The 18654-nt window shown below is 58.4% G+C and carries 18 protein-coding genes; 4 read left to right on the top strand and 14 right to left on the bottom strand.

The annotated features are described in order from the left end of the window. Window positions 1-13: 13 nt before the first annotated feature. The gene (metE, locus tag ACWKXN_RS20575; RefSeq protein WP_454544275.1) at window positions 14-2275 is read right to left on the bottom strand and encodes a 5-methyltetrahydropteroyltriglutamate--homocysteine S-methyltransferase; all 2262 of its coding nucleotides are present in this window, start codon (window positions 2273-2275) and stop codon (window positions 14-16) included. 115 nt (window positions 2276-2390) lie between these two features. Here metE and metR point away from each other — a divergent pair, with 115 nt between their 5' ends. Continuing rightward, entirely contained in the window at window positions 2391-3344 is a 954-nt protein-coding gene (gene metR / locus ACWKXN_RS20580) for an HTH-type transcriptional regulator MetR (protein WP_454544276.1), read from the top strand. Here metR and ACWKXN_RS20585 read toward each other — a convergent pair. The 3 genes from ACWKXN_RS20585 to pldB all read right to left on the bottom strand — a co-directional run bounded on the left by ACWKXN_RS20585 (window position 3232) and on the right by pldB (window position 6038). Beyond that, on the bottom strand, window positions 3232-4131 hold the full coding sequence (locus ACWKXN_RS20585; protein ID WP_224979788.1) for a carboxylate/amino acid/amine transporter: 900 nt from the start codon (window positions 4129-4131) through the stop codon (window positions 3232-3234). The genes metR and ACWKXN_RS20585 overlap by 113 nt on opposite strands. Before the next feature lie 82 nt (window positions 4132-4213). Beyond that, the gene (gene yigL / locus ACWKXN_RS20590) at window positions 4214-5014 is read right to left on the bottom strand and encodes a sugar/pyridoxal phosphate phosphatase YigL (protein ID WP_029741831.1); all 801 of its coding nucleotides are present in this window, start codon (window positions 5012-5014) and stop codon (window positions 4214-4216) included. Between the two features lie 31 nt (window positions 5015-5045). Continuing rightward, window positions 5046-6038, bottom strand: a complete 993-nt coding sequence (gene pldB / locus ACWKXN_RS20595; RefSeq protein ID WP_033146896.1) for a lysophospholipase L2 — start codon at window positions 6036-6038, stop codon at window positions 5046-5048. Between the two features lie 110 nt (window positions 6039-6148). Between pldB and rhtB the strand changes: the two genes are divergently transcribed. Further along, window positions 6149-6769 carry a homoserine/homoserine lactone efflux protein gene (gene rhtB / locus ACWKXN_RS20600; RefSeq protein ID WP_008501533.1) on the top strand — a complete coding sequence of 207 codons (621 nt, stop codon included), beginning with the start codon at window positions 6149-6151 and terminating at the stop codon, window positions 6767-6769. Here rhtB and rhtC read toward each other — a convergent pair. From rhtC to pldA, 3 genes are all read right to left on the bottom strand, one after another. Continuing rightward, window positions 6766-7386 (bottom strand): threonine export protein RhtC, encoded by a 621-nt coding sequence (gene rhtC, locus ACWKXN_RS20605; RefSeq protein ID WP_025757538.1) that lies wholly within the window; start codon window positions 7384-7386, stop codon window positions 6766-6768. The genes rhtB and rhtC overlap by 4 nt on opposite strands. 61 nt (window positions 7387-7447) lie before the next feature. Then, window positions 7448-9277 (bottom strand): ATP-dependent DNA helicase RecQ, encoded by a 1830-nt coding sequence (gene recQ, locus ACWKXN_RS20610; protein WP_029741834.1) that lies wholly within the window; start codon window positions 9275-9277, stop codon window positions 7448-7450. Window positions 9278-9367: 90 nt separating this feature from the next. Next, on the bottom strand, window positions 9368-10237 hold the full coding sequence (gene pldA / locus ACWKXN_RS20615) for a phospholipase A (RefSeq protein ID WP_023333803.1): 870 nt from the start codon (window positions 10235-10237) through the stop codon (window positions 9368-9370). A 163-nt stretch (window positions 10238-10400) separates the two neighbouring features. Here pldA and yigI point away from each other — a divergent pair, with 163 nt between their 5' ends. After that, complete coding sequence (yigI, locus tag ACWKXN_RS20620) at window positions 10401-10868, top strand: acyl-CoA thioesterase YigI (RefSeq protein ID WP_008501538.1); 468 nt, start codon at window positions 10401-10403, stop codon at window positions 10866-10868. Window positions 10869-10919: 51 nt separating this feature from the next. Next, window positions 10920-11816, top strand: a complete 897-nt coding sequence (gene rarD / locus ACWKXN_RS20625; RefSeq protein ID WP_023309622.1) for an EamA family transporter RarD — start codon at window positions 10920-10922, stop codon at window positions 11814-11816. Window positions 11817-11899: 83 nt separating this feature from the next. Here rarD and corA read toward each other — a convergent pair whose 3' ends face one another. The 7 genes from corA to dapF form a co-directional block, all read right to left on the bottom strand. Continuing rightward, window positions 11900-12850: a magnesium/cobalt transporter CorA gene (gene corA / locus ACWKXN_RS20630; RefSeq protein WP_008501540.1), complete on the bottom strand. Its 951-nt coding sequence runs from the start codon at window positions 12848-12850 to the stop codon at window positions 11900-11902. A 151-nt stretch (window positions 12851-13001) separates the two neighbouring features. Next, the gene (ysgD, locus tag ACWKXN_RS20635; RefSeq protein ID WP_212743980.1) at window positions 13002-13058 is read right to left on the bottom strand and encodes a YsgD/CorL family protein; all 57 of its coding nucleotides are present in this window, start codon (window positions 13056-13058) and stop codon (window positions 13002-13004) included. Window positions 13059-13207: 149 nt separating this feature from the next. Next, window positions 13208-15370: a DNA helicase II gene (gene uvrD, locus ACWKXN_RS20640; protein ID WP_033146899.1), complete on the bottom strand. Its 2163-nt coding sequence runs from the start codon at window positions 15368-15370 to the stop codon at window positions 13208-13210. A gap of 107 nt (window positions 15371-15477) precedes the next feature. Then, window positions 15478-16194, bottom strand: coding sequence for a 5-amino-6-(5-phospho-D-ribitylamino)uracil phosphatase YigB (gene yigB, locus ACWKXN_RS20645; RefSeq protein WP_033146900.1), 717 nt, complete (start codon window positions 16192-16194; stop codon window positions 15478-15480). Then, window positions 16194-17096, bottom strand: a complete 903-nt coding sequence (gene xerC / locus ACWKXN_RS20650) for a tyrosine recombinase XerC (protein WP_033146901.1) — start codon at window positions 17094-17096, stop codon at window positions 16194-16196. The genes yigB and xerC overlap by 1 nt, the downstream gene beginning before the upstream one ends. Further along, entirely contained in the window at window positions 17093-17800 is a 708-nt protein-coding gene (locus ACWKXN_RS20655; RefSeq protein ID WP_023309626.1) for a DUF484 domain-containing protein, read from the bottom strand. Before ACWKXN_RS20655 ends, xerC begins: the two co-directional genes overlap by 4 nt. Next, a complete protein-coding gene (dapF, locus tag ACWKXN_RS20660; RefSeq protein ID WP_008501545.1) occupies window positions 17797-18621 on the bottom strand; it encodes a diaminopimelate epimerase in 825 nt (274 codons plus the stop codon). Before dapF ends, ACWKXN_RS20655 begins: the two co-directional genes overlap by 4 nt. Window positions 18622-18654 lie beyond the last annotated feature (33 nt).

Genomic DNA, 18654 nt, shown 5'->3' on the forward strand with positions numbered 1-18654 from the left:
GGCCTACGCATCATCAAGCCTGACGCAGGTTCTGCGCCGCCTTCACCATGTTCGCCAGCGCCGCGCGCGTCTCCGGCCAGCCGCGGGTTTTCAGTCCGCAGTCCGGGTTCACCCACAGGCGCTCTGCCGGAATGCGCTGGGCCGCTTTTTTCAGCAGGGCTTCAATCCACTCCACGCTCGGCACGTTCGGGGAGTGAATGTCGTACACGCCCGGCCCGATTTCATTCGGGTAGTCGAACTCTTCAAACGACTCCAGCAGCTCCATGTCTGAACGCGAGGTCTCGATGGTGATCACATCGGCATCCAGCGCGGCAATCGAATCCATGATGTCGTTGAATTCGCAGTAACACATGTGGGTGTGGATCTGGGTGTCGTCCTTCGCCACCGCGGCGTTGATGCGGAACGCCTCCACGCCCCACTGCAGGTAGGCATCCCAGTCGCTGCGGCGCAGCGGCAAGCCTTCGCGCAGGGCCGGTTCGTCAATCTGAATAATGCCAATGCCTGCCGCTTCCAGATCCGCCACCTCATCACGCAGCGCCAGGGCGATCTGTTTGGCGATGGTTTCACGAGTCACGTCTTCACGCGGGAACGACCAGCAGAGAATGGTCACCGGACCGGTGAGCATCCCTTTTACCGGCTTGTCGGTCAGGGACTGGGCATACTTCGCCCACTCCACGGTGATCGCTTCCGGGCGGCTGACGTCACCGATAACCACCGGCGGCTTCACGCAGCGGGAGCCGTAGCTCTGCACCCAGCCGTTCTGGGTAAAGACAAAGCCGTCCAGGTGCTCGCCAAAGTATTCCACCATGTCATTACGTTCGGCCTCGCCGTGCACCAGCACGTCCAGCCCCAGGCGTTCCTGCTCGATAATCGCCTGCTTGATGTGTTCGGCGATGCCGGTGCGATAGTGATTCGCATCCAGATTGCCCTTCTTGAAGTCCAGACGCAGGCCGCGTATCTCCGTAGTTTGCGGGAAAGAGCCAATTGTGGTGGTCGGCCACGCGGGCAGATTAAAGCGGGCGCGCTGCGCTTCGGCGCGCACCTCGTAAGGGCTCTGCCGCTGGCTGTCCTGAGCGGTGATGGCCGCCAGGCGTTTTTCCACCGCCGGGTTGTGCACGCGCGCCGAGTGACGACGCGCCTGGATCGGGGCGCTCCATTCGGTAATCGCCGCCGTGTCGCCGCTGTTCAGCGCGTCGCGCAGCAGCGTCAGCTCTTCACATTTTTGCAGGGCGAAGGCAAACCAGCTTTTCACCTCGGCATCCAGACGCGTTTCCACGCTCAGATCGATCGGGCTGTGCAGCAGCGAACAGGACGAGGCCACCCACAGCTCACGTTTGCCGACGATGTCTTTGATTTGCGCGTATTTCTCGGTGAGATCGGCGCGCCAGACGTTACGGCCGTTGATCAGCCCGGCAGAGAGCAGCCAGTCCGCTGGCAAACGCTTGTGCAGCTCCGCCACATCATCTTTACCGTGTACGAGGTCAACGTGCAGGCCCTGGACCGGCAGCGCGGTAATGGTCTTCAGGTTCGGCGTCACGCCTTCAAAATAGGTCGTCAGCAGGAGTTTTACCTGACCGGTGAGCGCGTCATACGCCGGTTTTAAGGCATCGAGCCAATCCTGCGGCAGCTCAAGCACCAGCGCCGGTTCGTCGATTTGCACCCACTGAATGCCGCGTTTGCCCAGCTCACTCAGCACCTGTTTGTAGACCGGCAGAATATCCTTCAGCAGGCTGAGTCGGTCAAACGGCTCGCCCTTTACTTTTCCCAGCCACAGGTACGTTACCGGCCCGAGCAGCACCGGCTTCACCTGGTGGCCCAGCGCCAGCGCTTCATCCACTTCGTCCAGAAGCTGCGTCCAGGTCAGCCTGAACTGCTGGCCTTTGACGAACTCCGGCACCATATAGTGATAGTTGGTGTTAAACCACTTGGTCATTTCCGCCGCTGCCGCTGGCTCCCCCGTCGGCGCGCGGCCACGGCCGATGCGGAACAGGGTATCGATATCTACCGATCCATCTTTGTTCTGATGACGAGCCGGCACGTTGCCAAGCAGCAGGCTGGTCGTCAGAACATGGTCGTACCAGGCGAAATCGCCCACCGGCAGCAGGTCAATGCCCGCCTGTTTTTGCTGATCCCAGTGGCGGGCGCGCAGCTCGCGTCCTACCGCCAGCAGTTCTTCGCGGGTGGCATTACCCGCCCAGTAGCTTTCTTGTGCTTTTTTCAGCTCGCGACGCAGGCCGACGCGAGGGAAACCGAGAGTGTGATTGCGGATTGTCATGGTGTGCCCCTTGTGAAATTCGTTATTTAGACGTCCAGATGTTTACACTTCTATAATTGGCAGGTACTGTATATTCCTCAAGCGCAATATGTTCATGGCGAAGTGAAGGACTTTCATGATCGAGATTAAACACCTGAAAACGCTACAAGCGTTGCGGAACTGCGGTTCGCTCGCGGCGGCTGCGGCCACGCTGCACCAGACCCAGTCCGCCCTTTCTCACCAGTTCAGCGATCTGGAACAACGCCTCGGCTTCCGTCTTTTTGTGCGTAAGAGCCAGCCGCTACGCTTTACGCCGCAGGGTGAAATTCTTCTTCAGCTGGCGAATCAGGTACTGCCTCAAATCGCGAGCGCGCTGCAGGCGTGTAACGAACCGCAGCAGACCAAACTGCGCATCGCCATTGAGTGCCACAGCTGTATTCAGTGGCTGACCCCCGCGCTTGAGAACTTCCGCCAGAAGTGGCCGCAGGTGGAGATGGACTTCAAATCCGGCGTGACCTTTGACCCGCAGCCGTCGCTGCAGCAGGGCGAGCTGGATCTGGTCATGACCTCTGACATCCTGCCGCGCAGCGGCCTGCACTATTCGCCGATGTTTGATTATGAAGTGCGCCTGGTGCTGGCGCCGGATCACCCGCTGGCCGCCAAAACGCGCATCACGCCGGAAGACCTGGCGACAGAGACGCTGCTGATTTATCCGGTGCAGCGCAGCCGCCTGGATATCTGGCGCCACTTCCTGCAGCCGGCAGGCATTAGCCCGAAGCTGAAAAGCGTGGATAACACCCTGCTGCTGATTCAGATGGTGGCGGCCAGAATGGGTATCGCGGCGCTGCCGCACTGGGTGGTGGAGAGTTTTGAACGCCAGGGTCTGGTGCAGACCAAAACCCTGGGTGAAGGATTGTGGAGCCGACTGTACGCCGCCGTGCGCGATGGCGAGCAGCGTCAGCCGATTACGGAGGCGTTTATTCGCTCAGCGCGGAACCACGCGTGCGACCATCTTCCGTTTGTGCGGAGCGCGGAGCGACCCATCGGCGATGGACCCACAGCGAAGCCAGGATCACCGCTCCCCCAATAAGGAAGCTCGGCCAGTGCGGCTGTTGCTGCCAGATGGCGAGGTTGACCAGCAGCCCTGCCGGAACATGCACGTTGTTCATGATCCCCAGCGTACCGGCGTCTACCTGCGTAGCGCCGTAGTTCCACATGAAGTACCCCAGCCCTGACGCCACTACGCCCAGCCAGACCAGAACGCCCCACTGCACGGCGGTGGTCGGCAGTTTTTGCGGGTTGCCGAGCATAAACCACGCCGCTACCGCGACAATCGCGGCGCCCATATAGAACCAGGCAAACGCGTTGTGCTGCGGCATCGGTCGGGTTTCCATCAGACGTTTGTAGCCCACCATGCCGATGGCGAAGCTGATGTTGGCAAGCTGGACGAACATCAGCCCGGTCCAGAAGTGATCGCTGACTTTGTCATAGCGAATAATCGCCGCGCCGATCACCGCCAGCGCCGCGCTCAGCAGGTATCCCCAGCGCAGACGGCGTCTGCTGAGCAGGTCGTAAATCAGCGTGATATAGAGCGGCGTCAGCACGGTAAAGAGCAGGAATTCGGAGACGGACAGGTAGATGTAGGCCCGGAAGCTGAACAGATACATGATGCCGAGCTGCATCGCTCCCACCAGCATATACAGCACAATCGTTTTCAGCGATTGCCCGCGCGCGCGCAGAAACGGCAGGAACACCAGCGCCGCCAGCCCCACGCGCATCAGCACCGAGAAGTAGCTGTCGACCGAACCGGCAAGATATTCGCCAATCAGGCTAAAGGAGAAGGCCCACAGAATGGTGGTGATAATGAGTAGCGCCACAATGCTTGTCTCTCAGAAAGAAGGAGAGGCATTGTAGCGAACTCTTTAGTTGACAACTGAGCAATAAACAACCGAATGAAGATTATTCAAGGAACAGTTTGCGCAGATACTTCGGTACCGCGTTGTCAGCGTTAGAACCAATCACTTCCAGCTCAGGATGCAGATCCTTCAGACGCTGGTGCGCGTTCTGCATGATGCAGCCCTTGCCCGCCATCGAAAGCATCTCGGCGTCATTCATGCCGTCACCGAAGGCGATACAGTCTTTCAGCCCGAAGCCCAGACGTTTCGCAACCGCTTCCAGCGCGTGACCTTTAGAGACGCCACCCGCCATCACTTCCAGACAGGTCAGGGTTGAGAAGCTCACGTTGACGCGATCGCCCCAGCGGGCGTTGATCGCCTGTTCCAGCGGGAGCAGCTCTTCGTGGCTGTCACAGGTGAAGAACACCTTGCTGATCCCTTCCGGCTCCAGCAGACCCGGTTCGTAGAGGGAGTAGTTGAATACCGCTTCCTTGAAGAAACGCATTTCATCCGGGCGATGGCGGTTCATAAACCAGTCGTCGTCGCGGTAAACGTTAGTGACGATAGCCGGGTTGTTATGCACCACGCCGAACAGATCGGCGGCGATATCGCGATCCAGGTTGTGGGTAAAGATCAGGTTGCCGTCGGTATCATGCACGCGCGCACCGTTGGAGGTGATCATGTACGATTTGATCTCAAGATTATCGCGGATCTGCCCCACGTCCACGTGGTGGCGGCCGGTGGCGAACACAAAGTTCACGCCACGTGCAGTCAGGAGTTTTAAGGTCTCTTTCGCGTAAGGCGACAGGGTGTGGTCGGGGGAAAGCAGCGTGCCATCTAAATCAGATGCAACAACCTGGTACATAGGGATTTCAACCTCTGGTGGAAAACAAGAATCAATTATGCCTGTTGAAAAATTCAACAATGGCGTTAAGCGCGACTGAGCGCATAGCGTCCTTTTCAAAAAGGATCTCATGGAACGCGCCGTTAATGACCAGCGGTTTACCCCCTTCACAAGGGTGACCGGCTGCAGCGCGCAGTTCACAATAGCGGTCATGCATGCGGTTATCCACCACACGCTCTTCTTCCGCCTGGATCAGAAGCGTCGGCGTGTCATCATCGCCTACGCCCGCCAGCACCTGCTCACCGGCCAGAATACCCTCCCGCACCCAGTGCCAGGTCGGGCCGCCGACGCGCAAGCGCGGTTCATCGGCATAAAAGCGCAGGTTGCGGCGATAACGCTGCCGGCTGTGGGTTAAGACGTTGATGGCGAACGGCAGCGCGCGCCAGCGTCCTGTGCCAATGGCATAACCTTCACGAATGCGCTGATGGCCCTCAGCCCAGTCAAGAAGATGGCGCACCATCCAGTCAGGAAAACGGATGACGATACCGTACATCGGCGCGGTGAGCGCAATGGCGTCGCACTGGTGCGCGTAACGCTGCAAAAACAGCGTCGAAATGGCGCCGCCCATGGAGTGCGCAAGAATATACCGCTTGCGCCAGGGACCGGGCTGAACGTCCTGCTGCCAGAACGCGGCAAAATCGTCGACGTAATCGCTGAAGCGATCGACGTGCCCACGGTGCGTGTCCGGCAGCATACGTCCGGACAGCCCCTGTCCACGATGGTCGATGATCAGGACATCGAACCCCATATGGACCAGGTCATAGGCCAACTCGGCATATTTAACGTAGCTTTCAATACGCCCAGGGCAGACCACTATCACCCGGTCATTTTTTTCATTTCGGAAACGAACGAAACGCACCGGGACGCCCCCGATGCCCGTAAACTCATCTTCCTCACGCTGCCGCCAGAAATCGGTCAGCGGCCCCATAGAGAAAGCAGCAAAAGCGTTTTCTCGTGTTTCCCAGTCCTTTTTCTGCTGAAACATTGGGTTTCCACTCACGTAATCCAGGGAATATCGTTTTTTTCGTCACCGGTCACAAAATGACTCAATAATAGCGTATTGTGGCATAAAAATAGACGGTTCGGGAGTTTCAAATGACCTTCGAATGGTGGTTCGCCTACCTGCTGACATCCATTATCCTCAGCCTTTCTCCGGGTTCGGGTGCTATTAACACCATGACCACCTCCATCAACCACGGCTACCGCGGTGCGGCAGCGTCGATTGCCGGTTTGCAGACCGGGCTGGGCATTCATATTGTGCTGGTCGGGATCGGTCTGGGGACCCTGTTCTCCCGCTCCGTGCTGGCCTTTGAGGTGCTGAAATGGGCCGGGGCAGCGTATCTGATTTGGCTCGGCATCCAGCAGTGGCGCGCGGCAGGCTCCATCAACCTGAATACGCTGGCTCAGACGCAAAACCGCGGCCATCTGTTTAAGCGTGCGGTGTTCGTCAACCTGACCAACCCGAAGAGCATCGTTTTCCTCGCCGCGCTGTTCCCGCAGTTTATCGTTCCGCATCAGCCGCAGGTGATGCAGTACGTGGTGCTGGGCGCGACCACCATTATCGTCGACATCATCGTGATGATTGGTTACGCGACGCTGGCGCAGCGAATTGCGGCATGGATTAAAGGGCCTAAGCAGATGAAGGCCCTGAATAAAGTCTTTGGTTCGCTGTTTATGCTGGTTGGCGCGCTGCTTGCGTCAGCGCGTCATGCTTAGCGAGAAATGATGAGATGAATGCCGAAGCCGGCGAACAGCGCGCCGGCGAAGCCGTCAATCCACTTCGCGATACGCTGGTAGCCGCGGCGCATTGCCGGTAAGGCGAACAGGCTGGCTACGATGGTAAACCAGGCAAAGGTTTCAACGACGATCAGCAGGAAGATGCCCCAGCGTGCGCCCGCGCCGACGCTATCGCCGACAAACAGCGAGAACACCGAGCCGAAATAGATAATCGCTTTTGGGTTCGCCAGATTGGTCAGCAGCCCTTTTACAAAGCTGCGACCGCCCGTAGCCAGCTCGACCTTCGGCTCTTGCGGTTTTTTCTCTTCTTTCTTCAGCGCCCCGCGCAGCATCTGGTAGCCCATCCAGCACAGGTACAGCCCGCCGCCGACCATAATGATGTTATGCAGCCAGGCCATCTTCGCCAGGATAAGGTTCAGACCGAGCAGCGCAACGGCCGCCCAGACCATAACGCCCATGGTGATACCGAGCACGCCCATCATCGCCTCTTTGCGGGAGCGGCTGACGGCCGTTTGTGATACGAAGAAAAAGTCCGGGCCGGGGCTCATCAGCGCAACGATGTGCACTAACGCCACGGTGAGAAATAGCATTAACATAATTAGCTCGCGGGGAAATAATTTAGTGAGTCATCATCCTGGCACTTTTTCGCCCGGCTGACTACTCCTCATCATCACCGTCGGCGTGAGAGCGGATGAGCGCCATAAACTCTTTACCGAAGCGCTCCAGCTTGCGCGTTCCCACGCCGTTGACGCTGAGCATCTCGCTGGCGCTGAGCGGCATCTGCTCGGCCATCTCGATCAGCGTCGCGTCGTTGAACACCACGTAAGGCGGGATGTTTTCTTCGTCGGCGATGGCCTTACGCAGCTTGCGCAGTTTGGCAAACAGCTTGCGGTCGTAGTTGCCGCCGTAGGATTTCTGCATCACGCGTGGCTTCAGGGCGATGACGCGCGGCACGGCGAGCTTGAGTTCAACGTCACCGCGCAGGACCGGACGCGCCGCCTCAGTCAGCTGCAGGGCGGAGTGCTGGGCAATGTTCTGCGTGGCGAAGCCGAGGTGGATCAGCTGACGAATGATACTCACCCAGTGTTCGTGGCTCTGCTCCTTGCCAATACCGTAGACGGGCAGCTTGTCGTGGCCCATATCGCGGATACGCTGGTTATTGGCGCCGCGCAGCACCTCCACCACGTAGCCCATCCCGAAGCGTTGATTCACACGGTAAATGGTCGAGAGCGCTTTACGCGCGTCCATCAGGCCATCGTACTGTTTCGGCGGATCGAGGCAGATATCGCAGTTGCCGCACGGCTCCTGGCGTCCTTCACCAAAGTAGTTGAGCAGAACCAGACGACGGCAGGTTTGCGCTTCGGCAAACGCGCCCATCGCGTTGAGCTTGTGGCGCTCGATATCCTGCAGCTGTCCCTGCGGCTTCTCTTCCAGACAGCGGCGCAGCCACGCCATATCGGCCGGATCGTAAAACAGCATCGCTTCCGCAGGCAGACCGTCACGCCCGGCGCGGCCGGTTTCCTGATAGTAGGATTCGATATTGCGCGGGATGTCGAAGTGCACCACAAAGCGCACGTTGGGCTTGTTGATCCCCATCCCAAACGCCACCGTTGCGACCACGATCTGCAGGTCATCGCGCTGGAATTTCTCCTGCACGTCGGCGCGGATGTGGTTCTCTAATCCGGCGTGATAGGCGGCGGCGCTAAAGCCGCGGTTTTGCAGACGCGCGGCGGTGTCTTCCACCTTCGCACGGCTGTTACAGTAGATGATGCCGGACTTGCCGCGCTGCTCCTGGACGTAGCGCAGGAGCTGATCCAGCGGCTTGAATTTTTCCATCAGCATATAGCGGATGTTAGGGCGGTCGAAGCTGCTGACCTGAATATAGGGGTCGTTCAGCCCGAGCAGACGAACGATGTCCAGACGGGTGGTGTCATCCGCCGTGGCGGTAAGCGCCATAAACGGCAGCTCGGGGAAGCGCTGACGCAGCTGGCCGAGGGCAGCGTATTCCGGGCGGAAATCGTGTCCCCACTGGGAAATACAGTGCGCTTCGTCCACCGCCAGCAGGACCGGGTTCCAGTGCGCCAGGTGGTCGAGGAAGTTATCCAGCATCAGGCGTTCCGGCGCGATATACAGCAGGCGGATCTGCCCGGTACGACAACCGGCCATCACCTCTTGCTGCTGCTCCCGGGTTTGGGTCGAGTTGAGACAGGCCGCCGCCACGCCGTTGGCGAGCAGCTGGTCAACCTGGTCTTTCATCAGAGAAATAAGGGGGGATACCACGACCGTCAGGCCGTTAAGCACCAGCGCGGGCACCTGATAACAGAGGGACTTGCCGCCACCGGTCGGCATCACCACCAGGCAATCACGACCTTCCAGCACCGTTTCAATGATGGTTTCCTGGCCGGGGCGGAACTGCTGGTAGCCAAAGGTTTCATGCAAAACCTGTTTAGCCAGCGACTCCTGATTCAATACTTCCGCCTGCGCCACGTTAACCCCATATGCCAGAAATGAAACAGGCGCTATTTTCAGCGCCTGAGAGAGAAACTTCAACGTTTAACGCAAAAACATTCGAACAGCCTAGAGAATATCGTTCAGCATCACGCCCACGCCGACGCGGGTCTGGTTGAAGTTGTAATCGATAAGCGACTCGCCGTAACCGCTGTACACCTGCGTATAGATACGGACATGCTTCGTCATTGGATAGCTTAAGCCCACTTCCGCACCGCCGTAGCCGGTGTTCCAGTTGTACTGGCCTTTGGCGCTGAGCACGGCATCACCCAACTGATAGCCGACTTTGAGCTGGTAGTAGCCCATATATTTGGTGATATCCGGGTTGTCATCGGTTTCGCCCACCACATACCACGGCTTCACTTCCACCATCCAGTTACCGTTCTGCGCCATCAGACGCGTATAGGCACGGTTCCAACTGCGCGAGGTAGGATCAGAGCGACCGTTGGAATCGTGGTTAAAGCCCACTTCGACGTCACGCAGCGTCCAGCCCGCAAACTCATAATCCGTTGCAAAACCGAGGAACAGCTGCGGCTCATAGTTGGTTTCACGGAACGGCGAGGACTCTCCGCTGTTAGAGAGCTGCCACCAGGATTTCTGCGTGTAAGACGCCCCGAGCACCGAGTTCGGCCCCAGAATACCGCGCCAGAACGGGAACGCCAGGCTGAGCTGGAACTTCACCTCATCTTTACGCGCATTATCAGACCAGTTATAGGAGCTTATCGCCTCTTTGTTAAGATCGCTGGTCTGGGTGTAAATCACATAGTTGGTGTCATACGGATAGAGCGTGAACGGATTGTCATGCTCCTGAAGAAGGTTCGCGATAATGCTACCGTGAACGGCAGGTTTATCATGCACCTCTTTGATCGTTGCTTCCTGCGCATATGCTGTGAGGGGCAGCGCAACCGCCGCCAGTAACCAGGCCAGATACGTCCGCATCGGTGGTGTTCTCCTGCAAAAGAGTAAAATTAGCTGAATAGTTATGTGGCGAACATTCTACAGACTTCTGCGACAACTGCTGCATCCTCGTTTCTGAAAGTGGAATTCCTTGTTGCCGAGGCATAAAATCAACATTTCGTTAACAATAAGGATGTGATGCCTCATGTCAGCCATGCTTACCGCCGAAGAAGTGTTAAAACTCGTGGGCGAGATTTTTGTTTACCATATGCCGTTTAACCGCGCGCTGGGACTGGAGCTGGAGCGTTACGAGAAAGATTTTGCCCAGCTGAGCTTTAACAACCAGCCGATGATGGTGGGTAACTGGGCGCAAAGTATTTTGCACGGCGGCGTGATTGCCTCCGCGCTGGACGTGGCGGCAGGTCTGGTCTGCGTGGGCAGCACGCTGACCCGCCATGACACCATCAACGAAGACGAACTCCGCCAGCGTCTGGCGCGCATGGGCACCATTGATTTGCGCGTCGACTATCTTCGCCCGGGGCGCGGAAATCGCTTTACCTGTACCAGCAGCCTACTGCGCGCGGGAAATAAAGTTGCCGTGGCGCGCGTTGAATTACACAACGAAGAGCAGGTATATATCGCCAGCGCAACCGCCACTTATATGGTGGGTTGAGGCGGCAAAATCGGGTAAAATTAATTCACTTTTTTGTAACGGATTTTCCCGATGGATGCTAAACAGACGCGGCAGGGCGTTTTACTCGCCCTTGCCGCTTATTTTATTTGGGGTATCGCCCCGGCGTATTTCAAGCTTATCGCCTACGTTCCGGCCGATGAGATCCTGACTCACCGCGTTATCTGGTCATTCTTCTTTATGATTGCGCTGATGAGCCTCAGCCGTCAGTGGTCGGGCGTCAAAACGCTGCTGCAAACCCCGAAAAAGATTTTCCTGCTGGCGCTCTCCGCGGTGCTGATTGGCGGCAACTGGCTGCTGTTTATCTGGGCGGTGAATAACCATCACATGCTAGAAGCGAGCCTGGGGTACTTCATTAACCCGCTGGTGAATATCGTGCTGGGGATGATTTTCCTCGGTGAGCGCTTCCGCCGGATGCAGTGGGTGGCGGTGATTCTGGCCTTCTGCGGCGTACTGGTGCAGCTCTGGACCTTCGGCTCGCTGCCGATTATTGCTCTCGGTCTGGCGTTCAGCTTTGCATTCTACGGCCTGGTGCGTAAGAAGATTGCGGTGGAAGCGCAGACGGGGATGCTGTTTGAAACCCTGTGGCTGCTGCCCGTGGCGGCGATTTATCTCTTCGGCATCGCCGACAGCGCCACCAGCCATATGGGCAGCAACCCGTGGTCGCTGAACCTGATGCTGATGGCGGCGGGCGTGGTGACCACCATTCCACTGCTGTGCTTCACCGGTGCCGCGACGCGTCTGCGTCTCTCCACGCTGGGCTTCTTCCAGTACATTGGCCCGACGCTGATGTTCCTGTTGGCGGTGGTGTTCTACGGTGAGGTGCCGGGGGCGGATAAGATGGTGACGTTCGCCTTTATCTGGGTGGCGCTGGCAATCTTTGTTGCGGATGCGATTTATACCCAGCGCAGGGTGCGCAAAGGGTTGTGATGTTGCCCTCACCCTAACCCTCTCCCACTGGGAGAGGGAATTCGATCGTAGGGCGGGTTAGCGAAGCGCCACCCGCCAGATTTTTACAGCCAGTTCCGGCGCTTAAAGTACAGATACGGCGCCAGCCCCGCGAGGATCATGAAGATAATCGCCCCCGGGTAGCCAAAGCTCCACTTCAGCTCCGGCATAAACTCAAAGTTCATCCCGTAGCTGGACGCCACCAGCGTCGGCGGCAGGAACACCACGGACACCACCGAGAAGATCTTGATGATGCGGTTCTGCTCGATGTTGATAAAGCCCATCGCCGCCTGCATCAGGAAGTTCACCTTCTGGAACAGGGATTCGTTGTGCGGCAGCAGGGATTCGATATCGCGTAAGATCTCACGCGCCTGCTCCAGCTGACCGCCCGGCAGACGCGCCTTGCGCACCAGGAAGTTCAGCGCGCGCTGCGTATCCATCAGACACAAGCGCACCTTCCAGCCGATATCTTCCAGCTCCGCCAGCGTGGAGAGCGCTTCGTCGTACTCATCGCCCTGATGGCCTTCCATGATCACGCGGCTCAGCTTTTCCAGATCGCTGTAGATGTTTTCAATTTCGTCCGCCAGCTGTTCAATTTTGGTCTCGAACAGATCGAGCAGCAGCTCGTAAGCGTTACCGTCCACCATTGCCTGGCTGCGGGCGCGCATGCGGTAGAGGCGGAATGCCGGCAGCTCGCGCTCACGCAGGGTAAACAGACGGCCGTCGCGAATGGTAAACGCCACGGTGGAGTTACCCGCGTGGTCTTCCGCATCTTCAAAGAAGAAGAAGGAGTGAATATGCAGACCGTCTTCGTCTTCAAAAAAACGCGCGGATGCTTCGATGTCTTCCAGTTCCGGGCGGGTTGCCAGGCTTTGCCCCAGTTCAGATTGTACGCGAAGGCGTTCATCGTCGTCCGGCTCGACCAGATCCACCCATACGGCATCAATGAGGGGCTGTGACTCTTCGGCTTCAAGCCGAGTCAGTCGGTTATTTTCGAGTTGAAATGCGCTCAACATGACCGGGACTCCCAATGCAAAAAATATCGGACAGTTCGGTGGGCACACAGAAACAAATTGGGTTTCAGACCATTAAACAGCCTGACTCAGCGCGACGGGAATAATGCAGGTCGCTGACAACCACTAAGGCCATCAGCAAGAGGAGATAGCCTTAGGAGTTGTTCCTGGATGACAGGGAATTGAGCCAGTATCTACTGGGTGTGTCCAAGGCGAATGTCCTCTTAGCGTAATCGTGCGCGCATGTTACGCCAGCTATAACTATGGCGTCAACACGCAACGGAACGCTGAAGGGCATTAATTGACCTTCGCTGTATAAGGCTAGCAGATTATTACAAAATAATGATATTTTTCTGAATGTTAGACTGTTTCCAGCTTCGCATAGGCCGCCACCAGCCATTTGATCCCCTGCCCCTGGAACGCCACCTGCAGGCGGCTGTGCTCGCCGCTGCCTTCCAGATTCACAATAGTGCCTTCGCCAAACTTCGAATGGCGCACGCGCTGGCCCAGCTTGTAGCCGGTGTCGGTTTCCGCAATCGGCGAGCCCATGCGCTGATGGCTGACCGGACGGCTGATACTCGCCCGCAGACGCACCTCTTCCACGCACTCTTCCGGCAGTTCGCCTATAAAGCGCGATGGACGGTGATAAACCTCTTTGCCGTACAGACGGCGGGTTTCGGCGTAGGTTAGCGTCAGCTTTTGCATCGCGCGCGTCACGCCCACGTAGGCCAGACGACGCTCCTCTTCCAGACGTCCGCCTTCATCCAGCGACATCTGGCTCGGGAACATCCCCTCTTCCATCCCGACAATAAACACCTGCGGGAACTCCAGGCCTTTGGCGGAGTGCAGTGTCATCAGCTGAACCGCATCCTGCCAGGTGTCCGCCTGCCCTTCACCCGCTTCCAGCGCGGCGTGGGAGAGGAACGCCTGCAGCGGCATCAGATCTTCGTCTTCTTCGTTGTAGCTGAACTGACGCGTCGCCGTGACCAGTTCCTCTAAGTTCTCAATACGGGTCTGGCCCTTCTCGCCTTTCTCCTGCTCGTACATGGTTCTCAGGCCGGAGTCTTTAATCACCCGGTCGGTCTGCACGTGCAGCGGCATGTCGGCGGTTTCCTGCGCCAGAGCGTCAATCAGCTCAAGGAAGCGCTGTAATGCGCTGGCGGCACGTCCGGCGAGCGCTTTTTCCTGCAGCAGCTCGCGGCACGCCTGCCACAGCGTCAGCTGGCGATCGCGCGAGGCCTGACGCACGACGTCCAGCGTGCGGTCGCCAATCCCGCGGGTCGGCGTATTGACCACGCGTTCAAACGCCGCGTCGTCGTTACGGTTCGCAATGAGGCGCAGATACGACAGCGCATCTTTGATTTCCTGACGTTCGAAGAATCGCATGCCGCCATAAATGCGGTACGGCATGCTCACCTGCAGCAGCGCCTCTTCCAGCACGCGCGACTGGGCGTTGCTGCGGTAGAGAATGGCGCACTGCTCCAGCGCGCCGCCGTTGTCCTGCCAGGTTTTGATGCGGTTCACCACGAAGCGGGCTTCGTCGAGCTCGTTGAAGGCGCAGTAAATCGAAATCGGTTCACCGTCGACGCCGTCGGTCCACAGCTTTTTACCCAGACGCCCGTTGTTGTTTTCAATCAGGGCGTTGGCCGCGCTCAGGATGTTGCTGGTTGAACGGTAGTTCTGCTCCAGACGAATGGTTTCCGCGCCGGGGAAATCGTTGAGGAAGCGCTGAATGTTTTCCACCTGCGCCCCGCGCCAGCCGTAGATCGACTGGTCATCATCGCCCACGATCATCACCTTGCCGGTATCACCGGCCAGCAGGCGGATCCACGCGTACTGGATGTTGTTGGTATCCTGGAACTCGTCCACCAGGATATTGGTGAAGCGTTCACGGTAGTGCTGCAGGATGTGCGGTTTGTTCAGCCACAGCTCGTGAGCGCGCAGCAGCAGCTCGGCAAAATCCACCAGGCCAGCACGATCGCACGCTTCCTGGTAGGCCTTGTAAACGTTCTGCCAGGTCTGCTCGACCGGGTTGCCGAAGCTCTGAATGTGGTGCGGGCGCAGCCCTTCGTCCTTCTGGCCGTTGATGTACCACATCGCCTGACGCGGCGGCCACTGCTTCTCGTCGAGGTTCATCGCCTTGATCAGGCGCTTCAGCAAGCGGAGCTGGTCTTCGCTGTCGAGGATCTGGAAATCCTGCGGCAGGTTGGCGTCCATATGGTGCGCGCGCAGCAGGCGGTGCGCCAGGCCGTGGAAGGTGCCAACCCACATGCCGCCCTGGCTGGTGCCCATCAGTTGGGCGATACGGTGGCGCATCTCTGCTGCCGCCTTGTTGGTGAACGTCACCGCCATGATGGAGTACGGGGAGCAGTTCTCCACGCTCTGCAGCCAGGCGATACGGTGAACCAGCACGCGCGTCTTACCACTGCCCGCCCCAGCCAGCACCAGCATGTTGGTGCGTGAGGCGGCAACCGCATCACGCTGTTTGTCATTAAGGCTGTCGAGCAGGTAAGAAACGTCCATTGGCACCGTCACATAGTATTCAGGAACACAGCGAAGCGCCCGGTGGCGCTTCGCTTACCGGGCCTACAACTGCAAACCCCTGGTAATTTATACAATATTACTGGTGATTATATCAGCGTCGTGAGGGATGCCAACCGTGAAATTTCCACGTGCGGCAGAAGACGGCTGTCGGTTGCGGTCATCAGCTCCGCATTTTCCGGCTTGATCCAGCAGGCCTGCATCCCGCAGCGAATAGCACCGGCCACGTCCGTGGTCAGGTCATCCCCCACGTGCAGAATGTTACCCAGCGGCAGGTTAAGCTTATCCGCCGCCAGATGGTACATATCATTAAACGGCTTCGCGCGCCCGTGCGGGCCCGCGCGCAGCACAAATTCAAAGTAATCGCTGAGGCCAAACAGCTCGGGCTGGGCATTGCCGTTGGTGATGGCCACCAGCGGCCACTTTTCGGCAAGCTTCGCCAGCGTGTCGTGGGTCTCCTGCGGCACGTCGATACGGCTGCGCCATTTGGCAAAGTTTTCCATGGCCGCTTCGGCCCCGATGGCCGCGTCCTGCGCGCTCAGGCCAGCATTGAGCATCGCCTGCTCGACCGCACGACGACGCCATTCGGTCACGTCGTGGTAAATGTCCGGCTCGGTTTCCCGCAGGGACTGACGGAGCTTCTGAAAGTCCTTGTTCTGTATCGCTTTCAGCGCGGGATGGTAGTTCTGCACAAACGCCAGCGACTCCTGCTCGGTACGCAGGATCACCTCGCGGTTGTCGTAAAGGGTGTCATCAAGGTCAAACGTCAGGGCTGAGATCTGACCAAGTGGGCGGTAAAAACGCATTATTTCCCCCGTTTGGCGCGTGGATGCGCCGCGTCATACACCGAGGCAAGGTGTTGGAAGTCTAAGTGGGTATAAATTTGTGTGGTCGACAGGTTCGCGTGGCCAAGCAGTTCCTGCACGCCGCGCAGATCGCCGCTCGACTCAAGCATGTGTGTCGCAAAGGAGTGGCGCAGCTTGTGCGGGTGAACGTGGCTGTTCAGCCCCTGCTTAATGCCCCACTCCGCAAAGCGCTTCTGGACGTTACGCGCCGAGATCCGTTTGCCGAGCTTCGACAGGAACAGCGCATCCTCTTCGCTGCCAAACAGCCCGCGCAGGTCAAGCCAGTGCTCAATCCAGGAAACCGCATTGCGGCCAATCGGCAGGCGGCGCTCTTTGCTGCCCTTACCCATTACCCACACTTCACCGGACTCCAGATCGAGGTGTTTGATATCAAGATTAACCAGCTCGGACAGACGCAGCCCGGCACCGTACATCACCTCCAGCATCGCGCGGTCGCGCACGGCGAGCGGATCGTTAAGGTCGATATCCAGCAGGCGGTTTACGTCGTCGACGTCGATATTTTTAGGCAGATGGCGCGGCGCTTTCGGCGTGGCGATTCCCTTTGCCGGGTTGGCTTTTAAGCCCCCCTGGCTGACCAGCCAGTCGAAGAAACTGCGCAGCGCTGAGAGCCTGAGCGCCAGGCTCGCCGGGCTGAGATTTTTTTTACGGCTACGCACGACGAACCCGCGTACCGTCGCAGCGTCACATTGTTGCCAGCTTTTCAGGCCGATTTCGTCGGCGATCTGCATGATGGCATCAAGCTGACGCTGGTAGTTGAGCAGGGTAATGGGGCTAAGCTGACGCTCCACGCCCAGATAGCGCAGAAAGCGCGAGACGTCAGTGGCGAGCAGTCCGTCCATCATACGCGCTCAATCCAGCGCTCCAGCAGCTCGGGCAGCATCAGGGCGATCTCCTGCAGCAGGTGCGTGGCTTGCCCCTGCTCATAGTGATGCGCATCGCGGCTGGTAAATAACATGACTCCCAGATCGCCATCGCGCCCCATCAGCGACATCGCCACCGAGCCAATCGCTTTGGCTTCCGGTAACACCACCAGCAGCTCAGGCCCGTTCAGCGGCCCCAGATAGTGGTGCTCATGGCCCAGACGCTGAATGCGCAGCGGTTCAAACGCCTGACGGCTGAGCGCCAGATGGGTGAACCCCGACGGTGCGCCAATGCGCCAGCGGTCAGGGAAAAGCCGAATCGTTGCGCCCGCCAGCCCCAGCTCGCGAGCCCAGCGGTGGAAGCGGCTGAGGAACTCGTCAAGACTGTGCGCGGACGCCAGACGCGCCTGCAGGTGTAGCAGACGATAGAACAGGCTTTCGTTGGTGCTGGCCTGCTCCATCAGCAGCGTCATATTCTCTTCAAGCTGATTGATGTGGTTGCGCGAGCGCGCCATGTGCCATTCGACCAGCGACACGGTTCCGCGAACCGGATGCGGCACGCGCATCTCTTCGACGACGCGTGCATTGCGAATAAAAAACTCAGGATTGCGCAGCAGATAATCAACAACAGCTCTGTCGTCCAGTTCCGTCACTGTTTCCTGCAGTTCTTCCCCTGGTTGTTTCATAGATGGATAAACCCGTCATAGACATGTGCCGCCGGGCCAGTCATATACAGTGGATGACCCGGTCCTTTCCAGGCGATATCAAGCCGACCGCCCGGTAACTCCACGCGAACCTCTTCTGCCAGTAACCCCTGAGAGATGCCCACGGCCACCGCAGCACAGGCACCGCTTCCGCAGGCCTGCGTCTCGCCCGCGCCGCGCTCGTAAACCCGCAGGCGAATGTGCTCGCGCTTCACCACCTGCATAAAGCCGATGTTCGCGCGCTCCGGGAAACGTTCGTGGCTTTCCAGCACCGGGCCGAGCGTTTCGACCGCGGCGGTTTCCACATCATCAACCTGAATCACGCAGTGTGGGTTACCCATTGAGACGACGCCGCACAATACTGTCTGCTCGGCCGCACGCATAATATAGGTCTTTTCCGCTTTGTTTGCGCGAAACGGCACGACGGAGGGCTCGAAGTTAGGCTCGCCCATGTTCACGCGCACCAGCTCATCATCGGTGACGCTGAGCACCATGCGGCCATTGGCCGTGCTGACGCGAATATCACGCTTGTTGGTCAGCCCTTTCAGGCGGACAAAGCGGGCAAAACAGCGCGCGCCGTTGCCGCACTGGTTAACTTCGCTGCCGTCCGCGTTAAAAATACGGTAGTGGAAATCGAGGTCGGGATCGTACGGTGGCTCGACCACCAGCAGCTGATCGAACCCCACGCCCAGATGCCGATCCGCCAGGCGACGGATCAGTTCCGGGGAGAAAAACACATTCTGCGTTACCGCGTCGACGACCATAAAATCGTTGCCAAGGCCATGCATTTTAGAGAACTGCATCATTTGCTCCATTGCGCGGGTACAGAACGTTGT

Source organism: Enterobacter sp. UPMP2060 (genome assembly GCF_053709655.1).

Bases quoted from the DNA above. Each gene is read 5' to 3' on its own strand.
- yigB (WP_033146900.1), bottom strand. From the start codon at position 16,194: ATGCGTTTTTACCGCCCACTTGGTCAGATCTCAGCCCTGACGTTTGAC.
- yigL (WP_029741831.1), bottom strand. From the start codon at position 5,014: ATGTACCAGGTTGTTGCATCTGATTTAGATGGCACGCTGCTTTCCCCC.
- rhtB (WP_008501533.1), top strand. From the start codon at position 6,149: ATGACCTTCGAATGGTGGTTCGCCTACCTGCTGACATCCATTATCCTC.
- metE (WP_454544275.1), bottom strand. From the start codon at position 2,275: ATGACAATCCGCAATCACACTCTCGGTTTCCCTCGCGTCGGCCTGCGT.
- metR (WP_454544276.1), top strand. From the start codon at position 2,391: ATGATCGAGATTAAACACCTGAAAACGCTACAAGCGTTGCGGAACTGC.
- corA (WP_008501540.1), bottom strand. From the start codon at position 12,850: ATGTTGAGCGCATTTCAACTCGAAAATAACCGACTGACTCGGCTTGAA.
- yigI (WP_008501538.1), top strand. From the start codon at position 10,401: ATGTCAGCCATGCTTACCGCCGAAGAAGTGTTAAAACTCGTGGGCGAG.
- pldB (WP_033146896.1), bottom strand. From the start codon at position 6,038: ATGTTTCAGCAGAAAAAGGACTGGGAAACACGAGAAAACGCTTTTGCT.
- uvrD (WP_033146899.1), bottom strand. From the start codon at position 15,370: ATGGACGTTTCTTACCTGCTCGACAGCCTTAATGACAAACAGCGTGAT.
- rhtC (WP_025757538.1), bottom strand. From the start codon at position 7,386: ATGTTAATGCTATTTCTCACCGTGGCGTTAGTGCACATCGTTGCGCTG.
- rarD (WP_023309622.1), top strand. From the start codon at position 10,920: ATGGATGCTAAACAGACGCGGCAGGGCGTTTTACTCGCCCTTGCCGCT.
- dapF (WP_008501545.1), bottom strand. From the start codon at position 18,621: ATGCAGTTCTCTAAAATGCATGGCCTTGGCAACGATTTTATGGTCGTC.
- ACWKXN_RS20655 (WP_023309626.1), bottom strand. From the start codon at position 17,800: ATGAAACAACCAGGGGAAGAACTGCAGGAAACAGTGACGGAACTGGAC.
- pldA (WP_023333803.1), bottom strand. From the start codon at position 10,237: ATGCGGACGTATCTGGCCTGGTTACTGGCGGCGGTTGCGCTGCCCCTC.
- xerC (WP_033146901.1), bottom strand. From the start codon at position 17,096: ATGATGGACGGACTGCTCGCCACTGACGTCTCGCGCTTTCTGCGCTAT.